This window comes from Photorhabdus africana, assembly GCF_035181445.1.
In the GTDB taxonomy this organism is placed as follows: domain Bacteria; phylum Pseudomonadota; class Gammaproteobacteria; order Enterobacterales; family Enterobacteriaceae; genus Photorhabdus; species Photorhabdus laumondii.
In genome coordinates this window covers 1-19627 of record NZ_JAXBVE010000047.1, presented here as the reverse complement: position 1 = coordinate 19627, position 19627 = coordinate 1, and the positions used below count along the sequence as shown (strand labels likewise).

Sequence of the window (19627 nt, the reverse complement as noted above, 5' to 3'; positions counted from 1 at the left end):
GTTCTTATGCTGAATGATCAAGAATTTATGCGTTACAGCCGACAACTGTTACTCGAAGATATTGGCCCGGAAGGACAGGAAAAACTGAAATCCAGCCACGTATTGATTGTCGGACTGGGAGGACTAGGTGCTCCTGCCTCTCTCTATCTGGCCGGAGCCGGTGTGGGAACAATTTATCTCGCTGATGATGACCACTTACACATCTCCAATTTACAACGGCAAATACTTTACCGCACTGAGGATATTCCTTCTGCAAAAGCTGAACTTGCAGCCAATCAACTCAATGCATTGAATCCGCTGATCAAAACAATGGTTCTTAATCAGCGTCAGAACCTGGAATCGCTGACAACAATCGTGCAGCAAGTCGATCTGGTTCTCGACTGCTGTGACAACATGACAACCCGCCACGCTATCAATGCCGCTTGCGTGGCAACGCGAAAACCATTGATCAGCGGCAGCGCTGTCGGTTTTAGCGGCCAACTTATGGTATTTGAACCCCCTTATCTTCATGGCTGCTATAGCTGTCTCTACCCTGAACAGGAAGAGCCACTACGAAATTGCCGGACTGCGGGTGTATTAGGTCCGATAGTCGGTATCATCGGCACATTACAGGCATTGGAAGCCATCAAAATGTTAACTGGGCTTCCCTCTCCGTTAAGCGGCAAACTCCGACTGTTTGATGGTAAACAGCAAAGCTGGAGCACACTACAACTTAGCTCGTCGCAGCAATGCCCGATTTGCGGAGATATGGCATGAAAATTACGGTAAACGACCAGCTGATGGAGCTTGTGGCTCCTCTGGCTATACAGCAATTGCTAGAACAACTTGAACAAACACAACCGGGAATGGCACTGGCGATTAATCAAACCATTATTCCGCGTTCAGAGTGGAATACGCATCGAATTAATGATGGAGACAATATCCTTTTGTTTCAGGCTATTGCTGGAGGTTGATATGTTAAAAATTGCTGATACGACTTTTAATTCCCGTCTATTTATCGGTACAGGCAAATTCGCCAATGCAAATTTAATGACTCAGGCTATAGCCACTTCCGGCAGCCAGCTTGTCACGATGGCAATGAAACGCATTGATTTGCAGAGCGGTAATGACGCTATTTTGGCGCCATTGCAAAAACTTGGCGTCAAATTGCTGCCAAATACTTCTGGGGCCAAAACCGCAGAAGAGGCCCTGTTTGCCGCCCGTCTGGCCCGTGAAGCACTGGCAACCAACTGGATCAAGCTGGAGATTCATCCTGATGTGAAATACTTGTTACCTGACCCGATTGAAACACTCAAAGGCGCTGAAATGTTGGTCAACGATGGGTTTGTCGTTCTGCCCTATTGCAGTGCTGATCCTGTTTTGTGCAAACGTCTGGAAGAAGTGGGTTGCGCGGCGGTTATGCCTTTAGGCGCACCGATCGGCTCTAATCAAGGACTAATAACCCGAGATTTCCTGCAAATTATTATCGAGCAAGCACAAGTGCCGGTGGTCATTGATGCAGGTATCGGTGCACCAAGCCATGCATTGGCAGCGCTTGAACTGGGCGCGGATGCTGTATTAGTCAACACCGCGATTGCCGTTGCACGTAATCCAGTAAAAATGGCTCAAGCCTTTAGAATAGCGATTGAAGCAGGTGAATTATCTTATCGAGCAGGCATGGCAAGTCCAAAACAACACGCTGTCGCATCCAGTCCACTGACCGATTTCCTGAGAGTGTTCTGATGACGAATCATCTTACGAACAGCAATTTTAGTTATCGCTGGCAACAATTGAGTTGGGATGACATCACCCTTCGTATTAATAGCAAAACCGTGCAAGATGTTGAACGAGCATTAAGCAGTAACAAATTAAGTTTGGACGATTTTATGGCCTTGCTCTCACCAGCAGCAAAACCCTATATCGAACCGCTGGCACAACGGGCACAAAAACTGACTCGTCAACGCTTCGGTAACACCGTGGGTTTCTATGTGCCACTTTATCTCTCCAATTTGTGTGCCAATGATTGCACCTATTGCGGGTTCTCAATGAGTAACCGCATTAAACGCAAGACACTAAATAAAGATGAAATTATCGCCGAATGTCAGGCGATTAAAGCGCTAGGCTTCGACAATCTGCTATTAGTCACCGGGGAGCATCAGGGCAAGGTCGGTATGGATTATTTCCGCCGCTATCTGCCGCTTATCCGCGAACATTTCAGCTCAATCATGATGGAAGTTCAGCCAATGACTCAGGAAGAGTACTCTGAACTGAAAACCCTGGGGCTAGATGGTGTGATGGTTTATCAGGAAACCTATCATCAACCAACTTACCTGCGACATCATCTACGGGGTAAAAAACGGGATTTTCACTGGCGATTAGATACACCCGATCGCCTTGGTCGGGCAAAAATCGATAAAATCGGTTTAGGGGCATTGATTGGCCTTTCTAGTCATTGGCGGACAGACTGCTATATGGTGGCGGAACATTTATTCTTTCTGCAACGCACATACTGGCAAAGCCGTTACTCTATTTCATTCCCACGTTTACGGCCTTGTACCGGCGGGATTGAACCGGCATCGCTAATGAGTGAAGCAGAACTGGTACAACTGATTTGTGCTTTTCGTCTATTTGCGCCAGATATTGAGCTGTCTATTTCCACTCGTGAATCTCCATTCTTCCGCGATCATGTCATACCACTAGCGATTAATAATGTCAGTGCCGGTTCGAAAACCCAACCCGGTGGTTACGCAGATAATAGCCATGAAGAATTAGAGCAATTTACTCCGCATGATAACCGTTCTGTCTATCAGGTCGCGGACGCATTAATTAAAGCCGGGTTACAACCTGTCTGGAAAGATTGGGATGATTATTTAGGGCGATAATTTAATTTTCTCTTATCTGAAATAATTCTATTTTAGATAAGAGTATTTAACAAGAAATAATCATAAGAAATAAGATTTAATATAAATATATCCGATGAATTTCAAACAGTCATAGATATTACCTCATTATTCACTCTATTCTTTCTCTCAATGTGACTAATATTTCAACATAACATTTCTGCAACAATGAGCATTGTCACGAGCAACAAGTTAGCCTACAAAAATACCTATCAGGATAAGCGCTTATAACTCATTTATTCTTGTATTAATTTATACAAATTACAACTCACCACCAACAAAAAATACAATTGAGTATTATCCCATTATTGATAAAGTGCCCCCCGAAAAACAAAGCGCTGAAAGAAATTAAATTCATTTCTATCTATTTAAAAAGGACTAATATATGAACGTACAAGAAATCCTGAATAATGAAGATTATTCTGATAGCAAGGAAAACTCTCATAAAGAACTGGTTAACGGCTCATTCGAAGAGGGATATAACGGCTGGAGAATCCCAGCTCCCGAGTCAGTAGAAATCTTATCTGAAAATGGCGTTCACTTTATCAGAATCCAAAGCGTTACCGGCTCTGGCGTCATTGATCAAATTATCGAAGGATTAGAACCTAACACTCAATATAAACTAACAGGTACAGCACGCGTATCAGCAGAATGGGCCTCATCAGCTTATTTTGGTTTACAGAGTCGTACCGATGGCCCCAACTCTTTTGCTGTAAACAGCACCGATTTTACAACCGGTTCGGTAGAATTAAGTACAGATCAAGAGGGACTTTTACGTGTTTATTTATTGAAAGACCAAGTTGGTCATCGACCAGACGGAGAAACCGCTGACTTTACCGGTTTTATTTTAGAGCAAGCTTAAGCATTTAACTTCGATATATACCCAATGGATTTCAAGATGCATCGCGACGGCAAGGGAGCGAATCCCCGGGAGCATAGCGAACTATGTGACCGGGGTGAGTGAGCGCAGCCAACAAAGAGGCAACTTGAAGGATAACGGGTATATTTTAACATTTTAAACACCCAGAGCTAACGGCTCTGGGTGTTTTAATATTGGTTGAGAAAATAAATTTAAAAATGATAAAGTAATATTTTAACTGGAATATAGTTCAATTATTTTAAGATAAATTCCCATCGAAATAATTTCGTTGCCTCATTTATTTCCACATTAATTATCACAAACTTAATATTCAATTAAAAAACATGATTGAATATTTTTTCATTATTGATAAAGTGTTTATAGGAAAAAAATCATTAAGCAAAATTAAATTTAATTGCCATTCATTTAAAAGGACTCATATATGGATATGAAGAAAATGCTAAATAGCGCAGATTATTCTGATACAAAAAACGCTAATAAAGAGCTGGTTAATGGTTCATTTAACGAAGGATATCGTGGCTGGAGAATCCCAACCCCTGAAACTGTAGAAATCTTATCCGAGAATGGCGTTAATTTTCTTAGCATCCAAACCTATTCCAGCTCTGGTGTCATTGATCAAATAATAACAGGGTTGGAACCTAACGTTAAATATCGACTGACGGGTACAGCACGCTTATCGACTCAACTAACACCACAAAGGGCCTTGCCCGCTTATTTTGGCTTACAGAATCGCACATTTGGCCCTGAATCCTTTGTTGTCAATAGCTTCAATTTTACCACCGGTTCAGTTGAATTAAATACAGATGAAGAGGGGCTTTTACGTATTTACATGCTGAAAGACCAATTTATAGAACTTCCAGAAGAGGCAACTGCTAACTTCACGGGCTTTATTCTAGAAAAAGTTTAAACATCTGGCCTTGATATATATACCCAATAGATTTCAAGATGAATCGCGACGGCAAGGGAGCGAATCCCCGGGAGCATAGATAACGATGTGACCGGGGTGAGTGAGTGCAGCCAACAAAGAGGCAACTTGAAAGATGACGGGTATAACACCCGAAGTACATTACTCCGGGTGTTTTAAAACCTACATAATTCTCCGAAAACAATTCTGGTTAACTTAAATCATGCAATGGTTTTTTTATTGGCGGCGTCAATTGGAAATCAGAAAACCGCACCTGTAATCCGTGCCGTTCTGGAGAACAACACATTGCACCAACAAAGACCGGTTGTTTATCTTCAAAAAAAGGAGATAACCTCAACAATGGCCACCGAAAACCATCAGTGGAATATTGCAGTCTTAAATATCCCTCTTCACGAGTTAAACGTAACCAAAATTTACTAGCATCACCAGGAAATACGCCCATAGACCAATCAGAATGATGACGTGTTAGCACACTACCAATCGAGGCATGACCATCAGAATATTCAATTCCGCCTTTCAGCCAATGTTTCTCATCGACTAATAGCATGACTCCTGCCTGATCGTATAAATGTTCAAAACAGCCTTCAATACAGAGTTGAAAGGTGAAATCATCCTCAACATAACGCCCAAAAACATGACCATTATGACGTTCAAAGCCATACCATGTTCGTTGCCAAAAGTCAGTTTTATGATCTGTAGTGACATTAAGCCAGCCGCTTCCACATTGCCAATCAGATGGTTCATTAAGCCAATGATATTGTGATAAACCCATAGGAACTCCCTCTATTATCTTCCGCTTGAATTAATCAATTTATATCCTGCAAGTAAGGAGATAGAGAGTAAAGCAATACAAGCAAAAGCGCCGTGTAATGTCACAATATGCGCTAATCCGCCGATGATTGCAGGCCCCAGCAAAATCCCTGAATATCCCATAGTAGAAACCGCAGCAACAGCCAGCGAATCAGGCATAATTTTCTGTTGACCGGAAGCGGTAAAAAGCATTGGTGCAATATTAGATAATCCTGCCCCGATCATCAGGAAAGAGAGCCCTAGCATTATTGCGGTTGATGCTGAGTAAATAAGGATAAACCCGGAAGTAGCCAATAAAGCACTGCTGATAAAAACCCGTCGGTGTCCATAAAGGGCAATGATCTTATCACCCATAAAGCGACCCGATGTCATAGCAATAGCAAACAGGGTATAACCGATACCCGCCTGATGACTACTGATATTATGTACGCTGGTTAATAATATCCCACTCCAGTCCAGCATTGCGCCTTCCATGATATAGGCAACAAAACAGAGAAAGCCCAATAAAATCACGATCCCATGAGGCATAGCAAAGAATGGCGTATTATCCGATTCGGCTTCGTTTAATAATCCACTCCATACCGGCAGTAACAATAAAATAACCAGCAACACCACCATTACCATCGCCTGGAGAGGTGATATTCCCAAAGATAACAATGCACTCACCGAACCTGCACCAGCGATCCCGCCCAAACTAAATAACGCGTGAAAGCCAGACATAATTGGCCGCTGAGACATTTTCTCGACCATGACAGCGTGGATATTGACCACAACATCCATTGCACCAATACCCGCACCAAAGACAAATAAAACGCAAGCTAATGTCAACGGCGTCGGCAATACACTTAACCCTGGCAACATCACTAACACGATCAAAGCACATAAAGTGAAAATTTTCCGGCAACCGAAACGTGCAGCTAACATGCCCGCGATTGGCATCATGATGAAAGAGCCAATACCGAACGCCAACATTAGCAGCCCCATCGCGCCATTATCAAGTTGTAGCCGTTCTTTAGCTAAAGGAATAAGGGGAGCCCAACTTGCAAGACTAAAGCCAGCAATAAAAAAAGCGGCGCGTGTCGCCATAATGGGTTGTTTTACCAAAGAGATAATATTTTGATCAGACAACTCATGTTCCTTCTATATAAATAAATGCCCTCCACTATGACTAATAATGGAAGGCATTAAGTTACCCAAAATTAATTTTAGAAAATTGCGGAATATCGGTCAGCTCCCCAATAATACCCGTTGCCTGTTGATATTGTTCCGCAACCGATAAAGCATGGGGCCAGGCATACACATAGGGAATACCCGCCTGCGTTGCCGCTGTAATCCCTAAATCGGTATCTTCAATCACTAATGTCTGATGAACATCCATAGACTTCAATTTCAACATCGCAAGATAGGGATCAGGGTGAGGTTTCGTCCTCACAACATCATCACCAGAGATTAAAGCCGGGCTTTCGCTCAATTCCAACAATCCAATATTCGCCAAACAGACTTCCCGCGGCGCAGTAGAGACAAAGCCAAAAGGGATACGATGCTGTTGTAAGGCCGTTATCAACCTGGAAATCCCTGGACGAAGGTAACTTTTAGACAGTTTACCTTTGTAAACAGAGACGATTTGGGCAGTGATCTCTTTCTGTTGCTGAGCTGGAACCCCAATGTAATCTAACGTTTCTTCTAAACTCAGGCCAATAAGTTGCTGTGGTTGTACATGCTGTGTGTAGTCGGGAGCCAAATCACAAAGAACATCAAAGTGCAGTTGTTCACTGTCAACAATGACGCCATCGATATCAAAAATCACATTAAATCTATCCATGTGAAACACTCCATTATTTTAGATCGGAGATACGGATCAGCACTTTACAGTTCGGAATAAAGAGTGGTTTTTGGGTTTTGCCCGCAATATCACAACCAACAGTGAGAAAAGCCTGCAAGTAGTCATTAAAATCAAAGACATGGCTGACCAAACGACCAGCTGGAATAACACCATCACGGATCATGGTATAAGCACGTTCAAAACTGTTATTCAGAGAATCAATGGAACCAATCACTGAAAGGCTCTTATCAGCAATTTTCAAGATATCAAGATTGGCATGCTTATCTTTAAGCGCCACATTCAACAATTTTCCACCAGGTGCCAAATGTTCAAAAACGTATTCGGTTAATTGACCGGTCGTATCCACACAGAGATCGATAAGCGCTGATTTATCGCCATATTTCTGTATTAACGCCTCATCAAAATCAGTATACAGCTCACATTCTGGTGGCAGATTTTCTTTGGCAAATTGAACACGACTTTCGTTTTTCTCGACCATGAAAGCCTTAACGCCTCTGGCATGTAAAACCCAAATATAGAGCATCCCCATTGGGCCTGCGCCAGCTACCGCTGCACGAATATTAGTATGAGTAATGCCCAGTTTATCAACCCCGGTCAGCGTGCAACTGAGTGGCTCAGTCAATGATGCCTCTTCCATACTGACATGATCATCCAGCTTTATCAGCGAACTCTCTTTAGCCAGATATTGCTCAGCAAATGCCCCATCATAGGAAACCCCCGCTTCGGTTCCCAATTTTTTCTCACAATGATTTGGACTGCCTGTCTGGCACATCCGACAATGCCCACAGGAATAGGTCGGATTGATGACAACACGGTCACCCACATTAAAACGCGTGACACTCTTCCCTATTTGCGTAACAACTCCCGTTGTTTCATGGCCCAGAGTGGTTCCCGGAATAGCAACAGGATAAGATCCGGTGATAATCCCAACATCCGTACCACAAACGCCACACACCGCAATATCAACAACAACATCATCAGATTCAACACAGCGTAACGGTTCAACATCCTGGATTTGAACATCCCACACCTGATTAAATTTAAGTGCTTTCATTATGCTACCTCCGTATTATCCAGCATATTTAACGTCATATCAGCAAAAGTCAGATCGAGCTTATACAGAATTTCGTTTAAATGTTCCTGAGTACAAATTAACGGTGGTCGAACTTTAAGTGCACGACCTTTACCATAACGAGAACCCCGGATGATCAAGTGATGAGAATTCGCTATTGCAATCGCTTGTGCCGCAAATTCGGGTGATGGCGTATCAAAGCCAAACATATAACCGACACCTCTAACACCCGTAATTTCTGGGTATTTATGCTGTAATGCTAATAAGCCATCACGTAAATAAGCTTCATTATGCTGCACATTCTCCAGAACCTGTTCGTCTTCGATGATATCGATCATTTCGTTGAGCGCCGTTAATGAAAGAGGGTTAGCACCTGATGTACTGGAATGTTCGAATGATTCTAATACATCTAATGAACCCCGCATCAGCACACCACCGGTAGGAATACCGATGCCACCAGCGCCCTTAGCGAAAACGATAATATCGGGTTCTAATTCTTTAGCGTAACCGGTTGAAGCAAAAAATGTCCCAGTACGGCCAAATCCGGTCTGTACTTCATCTGCGATAATAATAATGTCATGTCTATGGCAGATTTCTTTGATCTTACGGAAAAAATCAACAGGGAAAACGTTATTTCCGCCATTTCCTTGAATAGGTTCAATGATAAGACAGGCAATATTGTCATTTGAACCTAATTGAATAAATTGTTCTAAGTCAAAATATTGATTAGGTTCTGTATTCGGTTCAAGTTCTGACATGACACTAGCAGGGGTTGGAATTTTGAAAGAACCATCAATGTTGACATGGAAATCTTTAATTCTAAAAGCATTACCCGAAATTTGCGCTGTGGCTAAAGACTGACCATGATGAGCCAGAAAGAAAGAGATAACTCCTGAACGCCCTGTTGCTTTTTGCGCAATACGAATTGCACATTCAACCGCCCCAGAACCGGAAACATCACGTAACCATATTCTATCAATGCCCTTAGGGGTATGTTTAACTAATTTATCCAAAATATATTGTGACATTTCATGGGTATAAGCTGAACTTAGATGTGTACATCTGTCGATCTGCTGTTTTAATTTTTCTGTTATTCTGCGATTAGTGTACCCAAGAGGAAGGTTAAATGTCCCCGAAGCTGCATCAATATACTTTTCACCATCAATTTCCAAATAAGGACCGTTTCCAACAAAACGAGAAAGCATATCTTCAAACCGTTTTCCATTTTCCATCATTTTAATTACCTTGATTAACTATCTATAACCACAACAAATAAAATCAGTTTTTAATATATAAGACAATATTTACTAAAACTTGGTTTATATCAACAAAAAGTCTGCAAAAACCCAAAAAACATTTAAAAAATTAAAGTATTTTGTATAAAATACATTATTATTTTGAATGATTGGTTAATGACATGCAGAACTGCTGATTTATAGGGTTAATGATAAGAAATTCTGTACAAATCATATAAAAACTGTACCAAAATCTTCCATCTCGCGGCTAATAGCCAAACTTCCGACTGACATTAAAATATCGAGAGAAAAACAAGCTGATGCTACAGCTCGATGTCATTTGTTTGTATTTAAGATATGAATATTTAAAATATCCACACAAGTTGGTTGGTTTACACCGGTGAATAGCTCGTATAAAGTTCAGACTTTAAAAAAAGTAACGGGTTCAGTCTGTGTGTGATCCTTGAACATCCCTATCGCTAGCTTGAAATGACTCGCCAGTAGGATTTCTGGTGTATCCAAGCTCTTTGGCTACGCTAAAGAATGAATTCCACTGAGCCTGTTCACCAATAAAACCACCACCATTATTGAAATATTAAAAGAACACACATGCAAAATTATATTCTTCTACTACTTAGCTTGGCGCTTTTTGGACCTTTGGGTATCGATGTATTCTTGCCTACGGTTCCTGCCATTGCCGAAGATTTTAAAGTTAACAATGAAGTTATTCAGTCAACGATTTCTTTGTTTTTATTAATTATGGGGCTAGGTCAGTTAATCGCTGGGCCACTGGTAGATAAATTCGGCCGTCGGCCAGTAGCCCTGACGGGTATCACCTTATATATCATCGGTTCGGTGATCGCAGCGCTTTCTACTTTTCCCGAAATTTTTATTGCAGCGCGAATTATTCAAGGATGTGCTGTCTGCTGTACCAGTGTCGTCTGCATTAGTGGTGTGCGTGATCGCCTAAACGGTGACGAAGCGGCCAAAGCCTATGGATTTATTAACGGTACGCTAAATATTGTTCCTGCTCTTGCTCCGTTACTTGGCGGTATTCTGGCCGAAATGTTCAACTGGCGAGCGCCATTCTGGTTTTTGACTTGCTACTCGGTTATTGCACTACTGATCATTGCCAACTGGCTACCAGAGACGCGCCCCGCTAACACTAAGCCAATTCGCGGACTACCACTAAAGCAATACTTCCAAATTCTTAGCAATACTCAGTTTATACATTTTGCTTTGGTTAATGCCGGCATTATGGGAATAGTCATTACCTATGTATCATTTGCACCAACCGTGCTAATGACCGAGGGCCATATTTCACCACTAGCATTTTCCTTGATTTTTGGTGGCAACGGACTTTGGACGATGATCGCCTTCCTAACCGCCAATAAAATCATCCATCGACTTGGCCGCCCTTGCTGCCTGCTGTTAGGGACAATTCTAATGGCACTGGCTAGCCTATCTCTGTTCGCTGGCATGCATCTGCCAACTGTCGTCAGCCAGCACTGGCTAAGCTATATGTTGCCGGTTTCTTTCGCCTGTACAGGTATGGCATTTGTTATGGGACCTGCGACCAGTTATGCACTAGAGCCTTATTCTGGCGAAGCCGGTGTCGCTTCCGCACTGATAGGATTCGTCCAGATGGCTGTCGGCTCCTCCCTCTCGCTTATTGCTATGGTGTTGCCATTTTCGCTCAAACAGTCACTCGTGCTAGTCATGCTACTCGGTACCACGCTAATCCTGTCAGCACACATACTCAGTCGTAACCTGAAAGGACAGGTAGTTTCGCTAGAATCCTAAAAGATCTGTCACACACCTAACCCCATCATCTGCATCAGTTGTTGTGCTTGCTGAATCGCCTCCTGGCGATTCGCAATCCCTAGCTTCTGATACAGATTCCGTATATGTGTCTTAATCGTTGTCGTCGCTACATCCAACTCTGCGGCAATTTGATCATTACTGTAGCCTGAATAAATTAATCCCAACACCTGCCACTCACGCTGTGTAAGAGGACTATTACGAATAAGCTCAGGAACATCAGGATGTGTTAGCAACTGTGTGACAAAACTTTCATCAAAATGAGCGAATTTATGGCGATGCTGACGGTTGATATCCCGCAAAATGCGCTGCGCCCGATGCAACTCCAGTTCAGACAAGGTATTGAGCTGAATAAGCTGACGTAATTGTTGGGCCATCAACTCACCTTCAATGACAAAATGGCTAATAAATCCTGTACGGTTAGCCAGAGCCAATGCCTCAATGAGTGCACTCTGCGCTTCGCTTTTGCGTCCGATATGCCAGTAAAGCAAGTTACACAACAGTAAATTACGATTCAGATCACTGATTAATTGCAATTTTCTCGCATGTTGATTCAGTGTATCCAAAATGGACTCAGCCTCATCATACAAACCAAGCAGAATCTGAACACGAGCAATATTGCGCCACTGACCCTGATTAAAATGATTACTGACACTTTCTGGTCGCTCAGTCTGTGCCAGCCACCGAATAGCGGCACTTTTATCTTCCATATTCTGCCAAATGATGACTCGCAGTTTGTCAGTATTCGTACGCCAATCTCTATGATACTGCCCATTACTCAGCAGGTTTTCACAACGCGCCAGATAACGGCGGGCATTATCAATATCCCCTCTGGTCAAAGAGCATTTAGCCAACTGGGTTAAACATTGCAACTGCTGTTGAGGTTGGAAGTTAGACAACACTTCCAGCCCACGACGTGCCGCCTCTTCGGCTTCATCAAGACGAGACCAGCACCACAAAAGCTGTGAACGGATACGCAACAAAAATTCATGCATTGGCAACTGTTCCAAATGCTGTTCACGGATCAATTCAAATGCCTTATTCTGCGTTTCATAAGCCGTCTGCAAATATCCCTGAGCTAATAAGATCTCACTTTGCTGCAACAGCGCCCACAACGCATAGTGATGAACATGAAAACGACGCGCAAGCTGCTCGGTTTGTTGCATCCGCGCTAATGCATCAACCAACTCACCTCTACAATGTAATACTTCACCTTCCACGGAAGTTGCAACAATACGACTGTATTCATTCTGAGGAAGCAGTGCAGCCAAGGCTTGCTTCGCCAACTTATCAGCCATCTCCGGCTTGCCGCTGTTCATCGCCACCTGCGCCCGTAGCGCATCGAATTCAGCGAGGAGATCCGGCTCAATCGCAATTTGTTTCTGTTGCAGTGCCTGTTCCGCTTGGTTTAACAGGGTATTGACTTCTGAATAACGATGTTGGCTTTGGGCCAGCCAAGCTTGGAGCAGCACCAGACGCGGACTCTCCAATAACTGCTCATAAGGCAGCGCATTCATACACTCTTCCAACAGAGATAACTCACTGTGGTTAAACAGAGACCAAGCATGCCGCAACAAAATATCGCGCAGCATAGCCGTATCCCCCGCCGCCAAGGCATGATGAATCGCCTCGCCCGGATACCCCTGCGCCAGCCAACCTTCCGCGGCCGCCCGATGCAACTCCGGCAATTGCAACGCCATTTCCCATTGACAACGTTGACGTAGAAATGAAGCAAAAAGCGGATGAAAGCGAAACCATTCGCCAGAGTCATCCATACGCTGGATAAACAGCCCCTGACGTTCGGTTTCCTCAAGGCGCTGCTGACCACTCTCTTCGCCGGTTAGACGAACAATCAAACCATCATTCATGGAACGCAGGATAGAGCTGCGCAACAAAAATTCACGCGTTGAACTATCCACCTGATTGAGTACCTCATCCACCAAATAATCGGAAAGATGGCTGGCGTTAATGCCCGACAAGCGCTTAGCCGACAGTTCAGCGGCATCACACGACTGCCGCGCTGAAAGCGCAATAAGTTGGAGCGCCGTTGCCCAACCCGCGACTTCATTACATAGGCGCTTACAATCGTCGGCATCAAGGGATGTGGTTAACCGCTTATCAAAAAATTGCTGCGTTTCTTGATAATCAAACGCCAGTTGCTGACTGTCAATTTCCAGCAATTGCTCACGCACGCGCAGATTAGCCACCCCAAGAGAAGGCAGATTACGCGATAAGATGGTTAACGTCAGATTCTCAGGCTGGTGACGCAGGAAAAACCGCATCGCCTCATGAATAATGTTATTTACAATCAGATGGTAATCATCAATCACCAGAGAAATAGGCCGCCGCCACTCACTAAGTTCAATAAATAATTGAGCGAAAAGCGCGGGTAAATTGGCATATTGATGTTTTTGGGCCAACACTTCACTTTTAACACAGTGTCCCTGCGTAGCCTGCTGCAACGCCGCGATAAGATAACTGGCAAAACGCTCTGGCTGATTATCGCTCTCATCCAAAGAATACCATCCCAGATTATCCTGCCCGGCAGCCCACTGAGAGACCAATGTGGTTTTGCCATAACCCGCGGGACTCGTTATTAGCACAAGACGATAATTAGACGACTCATTCAGTCTGATTAACAGACGCTTACGCAAGACTGTATTATTCAGACGAACGGGACGACTCAGTTTTGATGGGATAAGCATTAATTTCCGTGCCCAAAGAAGCGATAAGTGAAATCTGTGCCGGAACCATGTGTACTATATAATTAGATGATTTATTTCATGGTCCGTAATAACGCCATTAATCGGCCCAACCAAATTTAGTGAAATAGATGGCTTTTGCAAATATGTTTACGCCCCCCATAGTATTAAGTTGCGCACCCTATCACACTCTTGAGCAGCAAATTCCATTTTCTACATACAAGTTGTGGAAGCAATTAGCAAATTACCTTATCGATCTGCTGGAAGAAAATGAACTCAATTAGCAAAAATGATGCGAAAGAGGGTTACTGGCTACGCCCTTCTACTCCTCCCTGACTAATACCTCTCCAGGATGATGCTTTAGATCCTGAGAGCATTCAGCATAGTGGTTAAATTTTCCTTTTCAGCTACAGGATGAAGACTCCATGCAACAGTCCAGATTAGATAAAGCCCAGTTTCAGGCTGCGCTGACACGTCAATGGCAGCGCTTTGGCCTCGGTTCAGCACAGGAAATGACCCAGCATCAATGGTGGCAAGCCGTTAGTGCAGCCCTGTCAGAGCTGGTGCCCGCATGCCCTGTCATCAATCATTCCGACCAACAACGCCATGTGAACTACATCTCTATGGAGTTTCTGATTGGCCGTTTGACCGCAAATAATCTGCTTAACCTTGGTTGGTATGAAGACGTTCAGGCTTACCTGGCAGAAGAAAATATTATTCTGAGTGATCTTCTGGAACAAGAAACCGACCCCGCTTTAGGTAACGGCGGCTTAGGACGGCTTGCCGCCTGTTTTCTTGACTCTATGGCAACCGTCGGTCAGCCAGCCATTGGCTATGGTCTGAATTATCAATACGGCCTGTTCCGCCAATCCTTTGAACAAGGGCAACAAATTGAAGAACCCGATAATTGGGGACGAGAATCCTATCCCTGGTTCCGTCACAACGCTCAGTTAGATGTTGAGGTGAGTTTTGGTGGCAAAGTCGTCATAACCGATGATGGACGCGAAACTTGGGCGCCTGAATTTACCTTGGTTGGAGAAGCTTGGGATCTACCGGTCATTGGTTATCGCAATGGTGTTACTCAACCATTACGCCTGTGGCAAGCAACCCATGCAGCGCCATTTGATCTCGACAAATTCAACGCCGGGCAGTTCCTGACCGCGGAACAGCAAGGTGTTGAAGCCGCTAAGCTAACGAAAGTTCTCTATCCAAATGATAATCATCAAGAAGGCAAACGCCTGCGTCTGATGCAACAATATTTCCAGTGTGCCTGCTCCGTCGCAGATATCCTGCGTCGTCATCTTCTGGCGGGCCGCAAAATAGAAGATCTGCCTAAGTATGAAGTTATCCAACTTAACGATACCCATCCAACGATTGCCATCCCTGAAATGATGCGCATTCTGCTGGATAAACACCAGATGAGTTGGGAAACCGCATGGGAGATAACCAGCCATACTTTCGCCTATACTAACCACACCCTGATGCCAGAAGGTTTGGAATGCTGGGACGAGGATCTCGTCAGCCACCTGCTACCACGCCATTACAGCATCATCAAAGAAATTAACAACCGGTTTAAAAAGTTGGTGGACAAAACCTGGCCCGGCGAGCAAGCCGTATGGGAAAAATTAGCTGTACATTATAACCATCAGATACGAATGGCGAATCTTTGCGTCGTCGCGGGCTTTGCCGTAAACGGGGTAGCAGCGCTGCACTCACAGCTCATCGTTAAGGATCTTTTCCCTGAATACCATCAACTCTGGCCGAATAAGTTTCTCAACGTGACAAATGGCGTCACCCCACGTCGCTGGATCAAACAGTGTAACCCGGCACTGTCAGGATTGCTTGACCGTACACTTAATCGCGAATGGATTAACGATCTTGATGCCCTTAAAGCACTTGAACCCTATGCGGATGACGCCGCTTTCCGCGAAGAGTACCGGGCTATCAAACAAAGCAACAAGATCCTGCTCTCCAATTATGTCAATAAAGTGATGGGGCTGAAGCTCGATCCAAACGCCATTTTTGATGTGCAAATTAAACGCTTGCATGAATATAAACGTCAGCATCTGAACCTGTTGCATATCCTATCGCTCTATCAACAAATTCAGGAAAACCCGGCGCTGGATATCGTGCCACGTGTATTTCTGTTTGGTGCAAAAGCTGCCCCGGGCTACTATTTGGCAAAAAACATTATCTCTGCGATCAATCAGGCTGCGGAAAAAATTAACAACGATCCAATCGTCCGTGATCGCATTAAGATCGCGTTTATCCCCGATTACAAAGTTTCTGTCGCGGAGCTCATGATCCCGGCTGCCGATGTTTCAGAACAAATCTCCACAGCCGGTAAAGAAGCTTCCGGTACCGGCAACATGAAATTCGCACTGAATGGCGCACTGACCATCGGAACATTAGACGGAGCGAACGTTGAAATTGCCGAACAGGTAGGCGATGACCACATCTTCATTTTCGGGCATACCGTAGAAGAAGTGAAAGCCTTAAAAGCTGCCGGTTATGACCCACTGAAATTACTCAAGGAAGATCAACATCTAGACAACATACTCAAGGCACTGGCTAACGGCGAGTTCAGTTATAGCGATAAGCGAGCATTCGATATGCTGCTACATAGTCTGATTGAAGGCGGCGATCCTTATCTGGTACTAGCTGATTTTGCCTCCTATTGTGATGCACATAAACGGATCGATACCTTGTACCGCGATACTCAACATTGGACACGTAGTGCCATTCTGAACACCACTCGAATGGGCATGTTCAGCTCTGACCGAACAATCCGTGATTATCAACAACGCATCTGGCAAGCGAATCGATAAGGAAAAATCATGGAGGAGAAGAGCCTCGATCATTTAGCGACCGAGGCTGGCATTGTCGCCAGCTACATTAATGCTTATGGCAAGCCACAAGCGATTCCAACGGAAACCCGACATCGCTTGTTAGATGCGATAAACGTAAACAAACCGGCCAATGCGCCGGTTTCACCCTTGCCGACAGTAAAAATTTTTACTCAAGGTGAACACTTCACGATCACTCTGAAAGATGAAGAGCGCTACCAATGGCAGATATGGACAGAACAAGGAGAGGAATTTCAGGGGCATTGCTGCCATAAACTGATGCTACCTGATACGCTTGCTCTGGGATACCACCGCCTCACTCTGATACAAGGAAGCCAATGCTGGTCTATGCAGATTATCGTGGCCCCCAAACGCTGCTATGAACCCGATGCTCTACTAAGGAGAGAAAAACTTTGGGGTGCCTGTGTACAACTCTATACTCTGCGCTCAGAAAACAATTGGGGAATCGGCGATTTTGGCGACCTGAAACACATGCTGAAAGAGATAGCAACACGCGGTGGCGCCTTCATCGGGCTAAATCCATTGCATGCGCTATATCCGACCATGCCAGAAAGCGCCAGTCCCTATAGCCCCTCTTCACGCAACTGGCTTAATGTAATTTACATTGATGTTAATCAGATTGAAGATTTCAAACACAATGAAGAAGCACAGAGATGGTGGCAAACAGCGACGACTCAACGCATGTTACAGGATGCCCGTAACGCGGAATGGGTAGATTACACCACAGTTATGGCATTGAAAATGGCGGCACTGCGTCTGGCATATCAACAATTCAGCACCCGCCCAGAACATGACTCGTCAAAAACCGCTTTCCGCCAATTTGTCATTCAGGGTGGCGAGTGTCTCTACTATCAAGCCGCCTATGACGCCCTACATTGTCGGCTATACGCCGAAGATAGTTCCTGTTGGGGCTGGCCGGTATGGCCGGAAAAGTACCACGATCCGCACGGTGAAGCGGTACAAACATTTTGCCAATCTCACCCGCAGGAAGTGGAATTTTTCCTCTGGCTACAATGGCTAGCCGATACTCAGCTTGCAGACTGCTTTACCCAAAGCCAAACAAGTGGCATGCCCATTGGAATCTACCGTGATTTGGCGGTCGGTGTAGCGGAAGGAGGTTCAGAAACCTGGTGCAATCGGGCTGTCTACTGCACCAAAGCATCCGTGGGAGCGCCACCGGATGCACTGGGACCACTAGGTCAAAACTGGGGCCTACCACCAATGAATCCTCATGTTTTGCAAGCCCAGGCTTACCAACCGTTCATTAATCTGCTGCGCACAAATATGACCTACTGCGGTGCCTTACGCATTGATCACGTTATGTCGATGCTCAGGCTCTGGTGGATTCCCTACGGCGAAACCGCCGACAAGGGGGCATACGTACACTACCCAGTGGATGATCTGATGGCGATTCTGGCATTAGAAAGTCAACGCCATCGCTGTCTGGTCATTGGTGAAGATTTAGGAATTGTACCGGAAGAGATTGTGGGCAAACTGCGCGATAGCGGTGTCTATTCTTATAAAGTGCTCTACTTTGAGCGTCACGGCAATGGGGAATACCGCGCACCGGAGGATTACCCGATACAAGCGATGGCGACCATCACCACTCATGATTTACCTACTTTACGTGGATTCTGGCAAAGCGCCGATTTGACACTTGGGGAATCGCTCAAGCTATATCCTGATAAAGATCTGCTGCAAGGGCTACATACCGAACGTCAAGCGAGTAAACAAGGGTTATTAGAAGGCTTACATCGCTATGGCTGTATCCCGGAACATATCGGTGACACGGCAAAAGAGGTTGGAATGTCACCGATGATAAACCAAGGGTTACATCGCTATATTGCCCACAGTGCCTGCTCGCTACTGGGACTACAACCCGAAGATTGGCTGGATATGGATAAACCGGTCAACATTCCAGGTACGGTAATGGAATATCCTAACTGGCGGCGTAAACTGAATACCACATTGGAAACCCTGTTTGGTAATGATCATGTCAATCAATTGCTGAAAGATGTAGATAGATGCCGTAAAAAAGCAGGAACAGCCAGAGGTTAAATACCGTAACGCCTATTTCTCCTGTACAGGCATTATTCTTTCCAGTTTAAAGGATGGTTTTAATCCATAAACCATCCTTCATATTACTGATTTTTAATGCCTTGACGCCTTGACTATCACTGCTGAGTTTTCACCAATGATAAATACAGGCATTAAGAAAAGCCGCTTTTTGTCTGTCAGTATGGTTTTAAAAGCGGGAAAAGAGGCCCAGTGTACTTCGAAAAAACAGGTAAAAACTTTAATCATCAAAAGTAAAAAGCAGTGATTAAAGCTTTTTTAAAGTGGGTAAAAAATCCGATATCATACTGACGTTGGAAGAGAAAACATCAGGAAAAACGGGTTTTAAATTGATTAAATAAGGTGAAAAAAAAATAACAGCGTTAACCCAATAACAAGAATATATCTTATCAAAGCATTTAACAGCTTTAACAGCTTTAACAGCTTTAACAGCTTTAACAGCTTTAACAGCTTTAACAGCTTTAACAGCTTTAACAGCTTTAACAGCTTTAACAGCTTTAACAGCTTTAACAGCTTT

At 44.3% G+C, this 19627-nt stretch carries 16 protein-coding genes; 9 read left to right on the top strand and 7 right to left on the bottom strand.

Features of this window, described 5'->3' with window-relative positions; genetic code table 11:
• Positions 1-6: 6 nt before the first annotated feature.
• The 6 genes from SLS51_RS19675 to SLS51_RS19650 all read left to right on the top strand — a co-directional run bounded on the left by SLS51_RS19675 (position 7) and on the right by SLS51_RS19650 (position 4666).
• Positions 7-756: a HesA/MoeB/ThiF family protein gene (locus SLS51_RS19675; protein WP_323840288.1), complete on the top strand. Its 750-nt coding sequence runs from the start codon at positions 7-9 to the stop codon at positions 754-756.
• Positions 753-953, top strand: a complete 201-nt coding sequence (gene thiS, locus SLS51_RS19670; RefSeq protein ID WP_323840287.1) for a sulfur carrier protein ThiS — start codon at positions 753-755, stop codon at positions 951-953. The genes SLS51_RS19675 and thiS overlap by 4 nt, the downstream gene beginning before the upstream one ends.
• A gap of 1 nt (position 954) precedes the next feature.
• Positions 955-1722, top strand: a complete 768-nt coding sequence (locus SLS51_RS19665; RefSeq protein ID WP_323840286.1) for a thiazole synthase — start codon at positions 955-957, stop codon at positions 1720-1722.
• Positions 1722-2861: a 2-iminoacetate synthase ThiH gene (gene thiH / locus SLS51_RS19660; RefSeq protein WP_323840285.1), complete on the top strand. Its 1140-nt coding sequence runs from the start codon at positions 1722-1724 to the stop codon at positions 2859-2861. Before SLS51_RS19665 ends, thiH begins: the two co-directional genes overlap by 1 nt.
• Positions 2862-3264: 403 nt before the next feature.
• Positions 3265-3741: a carbohydrate binding domain-containing protein gene (locus tag SLS51_RS19655; protein ID WP_323840284.1), complete on the top strand. Its 477-nt coding sequence runs from the start codon at positions 3265-3267 to the stop codon at positions 3739-3741.
• Between the two features lie 439 nt (positions 3742-4180).
• Positions 4181-4666, top strand: coding sequence for a hypothetical protein (locus SLS51_RS19650; RefSeq protein ID WP_323840283.1), 486 nt, complete (start codon positions 4181-4183; stop codon positions 4664-4666).
• 208 nt (positions 4667-4874) lie between these two features.
• Here SLS51_RS19650 and SLS51_RS19645 read toward each other — a convergent pair whose 3' ends face one another.
• The 5 genes from SLS51_RS19645 to SLS51_RS19625 form a co-directional block, all read right to left on the bottom strand.
• A complete protein-coding gene (locus SLS51_RS19645) occupies positions 4875-5456 on the bottom strand; it encodes a DUF1349 domain-containing protein (RefSeq protein WP_011144863.1) in 582 nt (193 codons plus the stop codon).
• Between the two features lie 14 nt (positions 5457-5470).
• Entirely contained in the window at positions 5471-6622 is a 1152-nt protein-coding gene (locus SLS51_RS19640) for an MFS transporter (RefSeq protein WP_323840282.1), read from the bottom strand.
• Positions 6623-6683: 61 nt separating this feature from the next.
• On the bottom strand, positions 6684-7316 hold the full coding sequence (locus SLS51_RS19635) for an HAD family hydrolase (RefSeq protein WP_323840281.1): 633 nt from the start codon (positions 7314-7316) through the stop codon (positions 6684-6686).
• A gap of 13 nt (positions 7317-7329) precedes the next feature.
• On the bottom strand, positions 7330-8391 hold the full coding sequence (locus tag SLS51_RS19630) for a zinc-dependent alcohol dehydrogenase (RefSeq protein WP_323840280.1): 1062 nt from the start codon (positions 8389-8391) through the stop codon (positions 7330-7332).
• Positions 8391-9641, bottom strand: a complete 1251-nt coding sequence (locus SLS51_RS19625) for a class-III pyridoxal-phosphate-dependent aminotransferase (protein ID WP_439126895.1) — start codon at positions 9639-9641, stop codon at positions 8391-8393. Before SLS51_RS19625 ends, SLS51_RS19630 begins: the two co-directional genes overlap by 1 nt.
• Before the next feature lie 612 nt (positions 9642-10253).
• On the opposite strand from SLS51_RS19625, the gene SLS51_RS19620 reads away from it, so the two are divergent.
• On the top strand, positions 10254-11447 hold the full coding sequence (locus SLS51_RS19620; protein WP_323840278.1) for a multidrug effflux MFS transporter: 1194 nt from the start codon (positions 10254-10256) through the stop codon (positions 11445-11447).
• Between the two features lie 8 nt (positions 11448-11455).
• Here the strand turns inward: SLS51_RS19620 and malT are convergent, their stop codons facing one another.
• Positions 11456-14170: an HTH-type transcriptional regulator MalT gene (gene malT / locus SLS51_RS19615; RefSeq protein ID WP_323840277.1), complete on the bottom strand. Its 2715-nt coding sequence runs from the start codon at positions 14168-14170 to the stop codon at positions 11456-11458.
• Between the two features lie 422 nt (positions 14171-14592).
• Here malT and malP point away from each other — a divergent pair, with 422 nt between their 5' ends.
• Both malP and malQ read left to right on the top strand, forming a co-directional pair.
• Positions 14593-16995, top strand: a complete 2403-nt coding sequence (malP, locus tag SLS51_RS19610) for a maltodextrin phosphorylase (RefSeq protein ID WP_323840276.1) — start codon at positions 14593-14595, stop codon at positions 16993-16995.
• Between the two features lie 9 nt (positions 16996-17004).
• The gene (malQ, locus tag SLS51_RS19605; protein WP_323840275.1) at positions 17005-19092 is read left to right on the top strand and encodes a 4-alpha-glucanotransferase; all 2088 of its coding nucleotides are present in this window, start codon (positions 17005-17007) and stop codon (positions 19090-19092) included.
• A gap of 265 nt (positions 19093-19357) precedes the next feature.
• On the opposite strand, the gene SLS51_RS19600 is transcribed toward malQ, so the two are convergent.
• Positions 19358-19627 (bottom strand): hypothetical protein (locus SLS51_RS19600; protein WP_323840274.1); only part of this gene is annotated, 270 nt, incomplete at its 5' end.

Coding starts and splice junctions, on each gene's coding strand:
- SLS51_RS19675 (WP_323840288.1), top strand. CDS start 7: ATGCTGAATGATCAAGAATTTATGCGTTACAGCCGACAACTGTTACTC.
- thiS (WP_323840287.1), top strand. CDS start 753: ATGAAAATTACGGTAAACGACCAGCTGATGGAGCTTGTGGCTCCTCTG.
- SLS51_RS19665 (WP_323840286.1), top strand. CDS start 955: ATGTTAAAAATTGCTGATACGACTTTTAATTCCCGTCTATTTATCGGT.
- thiH (WP_323840285.1), top strand. CDS start 1,722: ATGACGAATCATCTTACGAACAGCAATTTTAGTTATCGCTGGCAACAA.
- SLS51_RS19655 (WP_323840284.1), top strand. CDS start 3,265: ATGAACGTACAAGAAATCCTGAATAATGAAGATTATTCTGATAGCAAG.
- SLS51_RS19650 (WP_323840283.1), top strand. CDS start 4,181: ATGGATATGAAGAAAATGCTAAATAGCGCAGATTATTCTGATACAAAA.
- SLS51_RS19645 (WP_011144863.1), bottom strand. CDS start 5,456: ATGGGTTTATCACAATATCATTGGCTTAATGAACCATCTGATTGGCAA.
- SLS51_RS19635 (WP_323840281.1), bottom strand. CDS start 7,316: ATGGATAGATTTAATGTGATTTTTGATATCGATGGCGTCATTGTTGAC.
- SLS51_RS19630 (WP_323840280.1), bottom strand. CDS start 8,391: ATGAAAGCACTTAAATTTAATCAGGTGTGGGATGTTCAAATCCAGGAT.
- SLS51_RS19625 (WP_439126895.1), bottom strand. CDS start 9,641: ATGGAAAATGGAAAACGGTTTGAAGATATGCTTTCTCGTTTTGTTGGA.
- SLS51_RS19620 (WP_323840278.1), top strand. CDS start 10,254: ATGCAAAATTATATTCTTCTACTACTTAGCTTGGCGCTTTTTGGACCT.
- malT (WP_323840277.1), bottom strand. CDS start 14,170: ATGCTTATCCCATCAAAACTGAGTCGTCCCGTTCGTCTGAATAATACA.
- malP (WP_323840276.1), top strand. CDS start 14,593: ATGCAACAGTCCAGATTAGATAAAGCCCAGTTTCAGGCTGCGCTGACA.
- malQ (WP_323840275.1), top strand. CDS start 17,005: ATGGAGGAGAAGAGCCTCGATCATTTAGCGACCGAGGCTGGCATTGTC.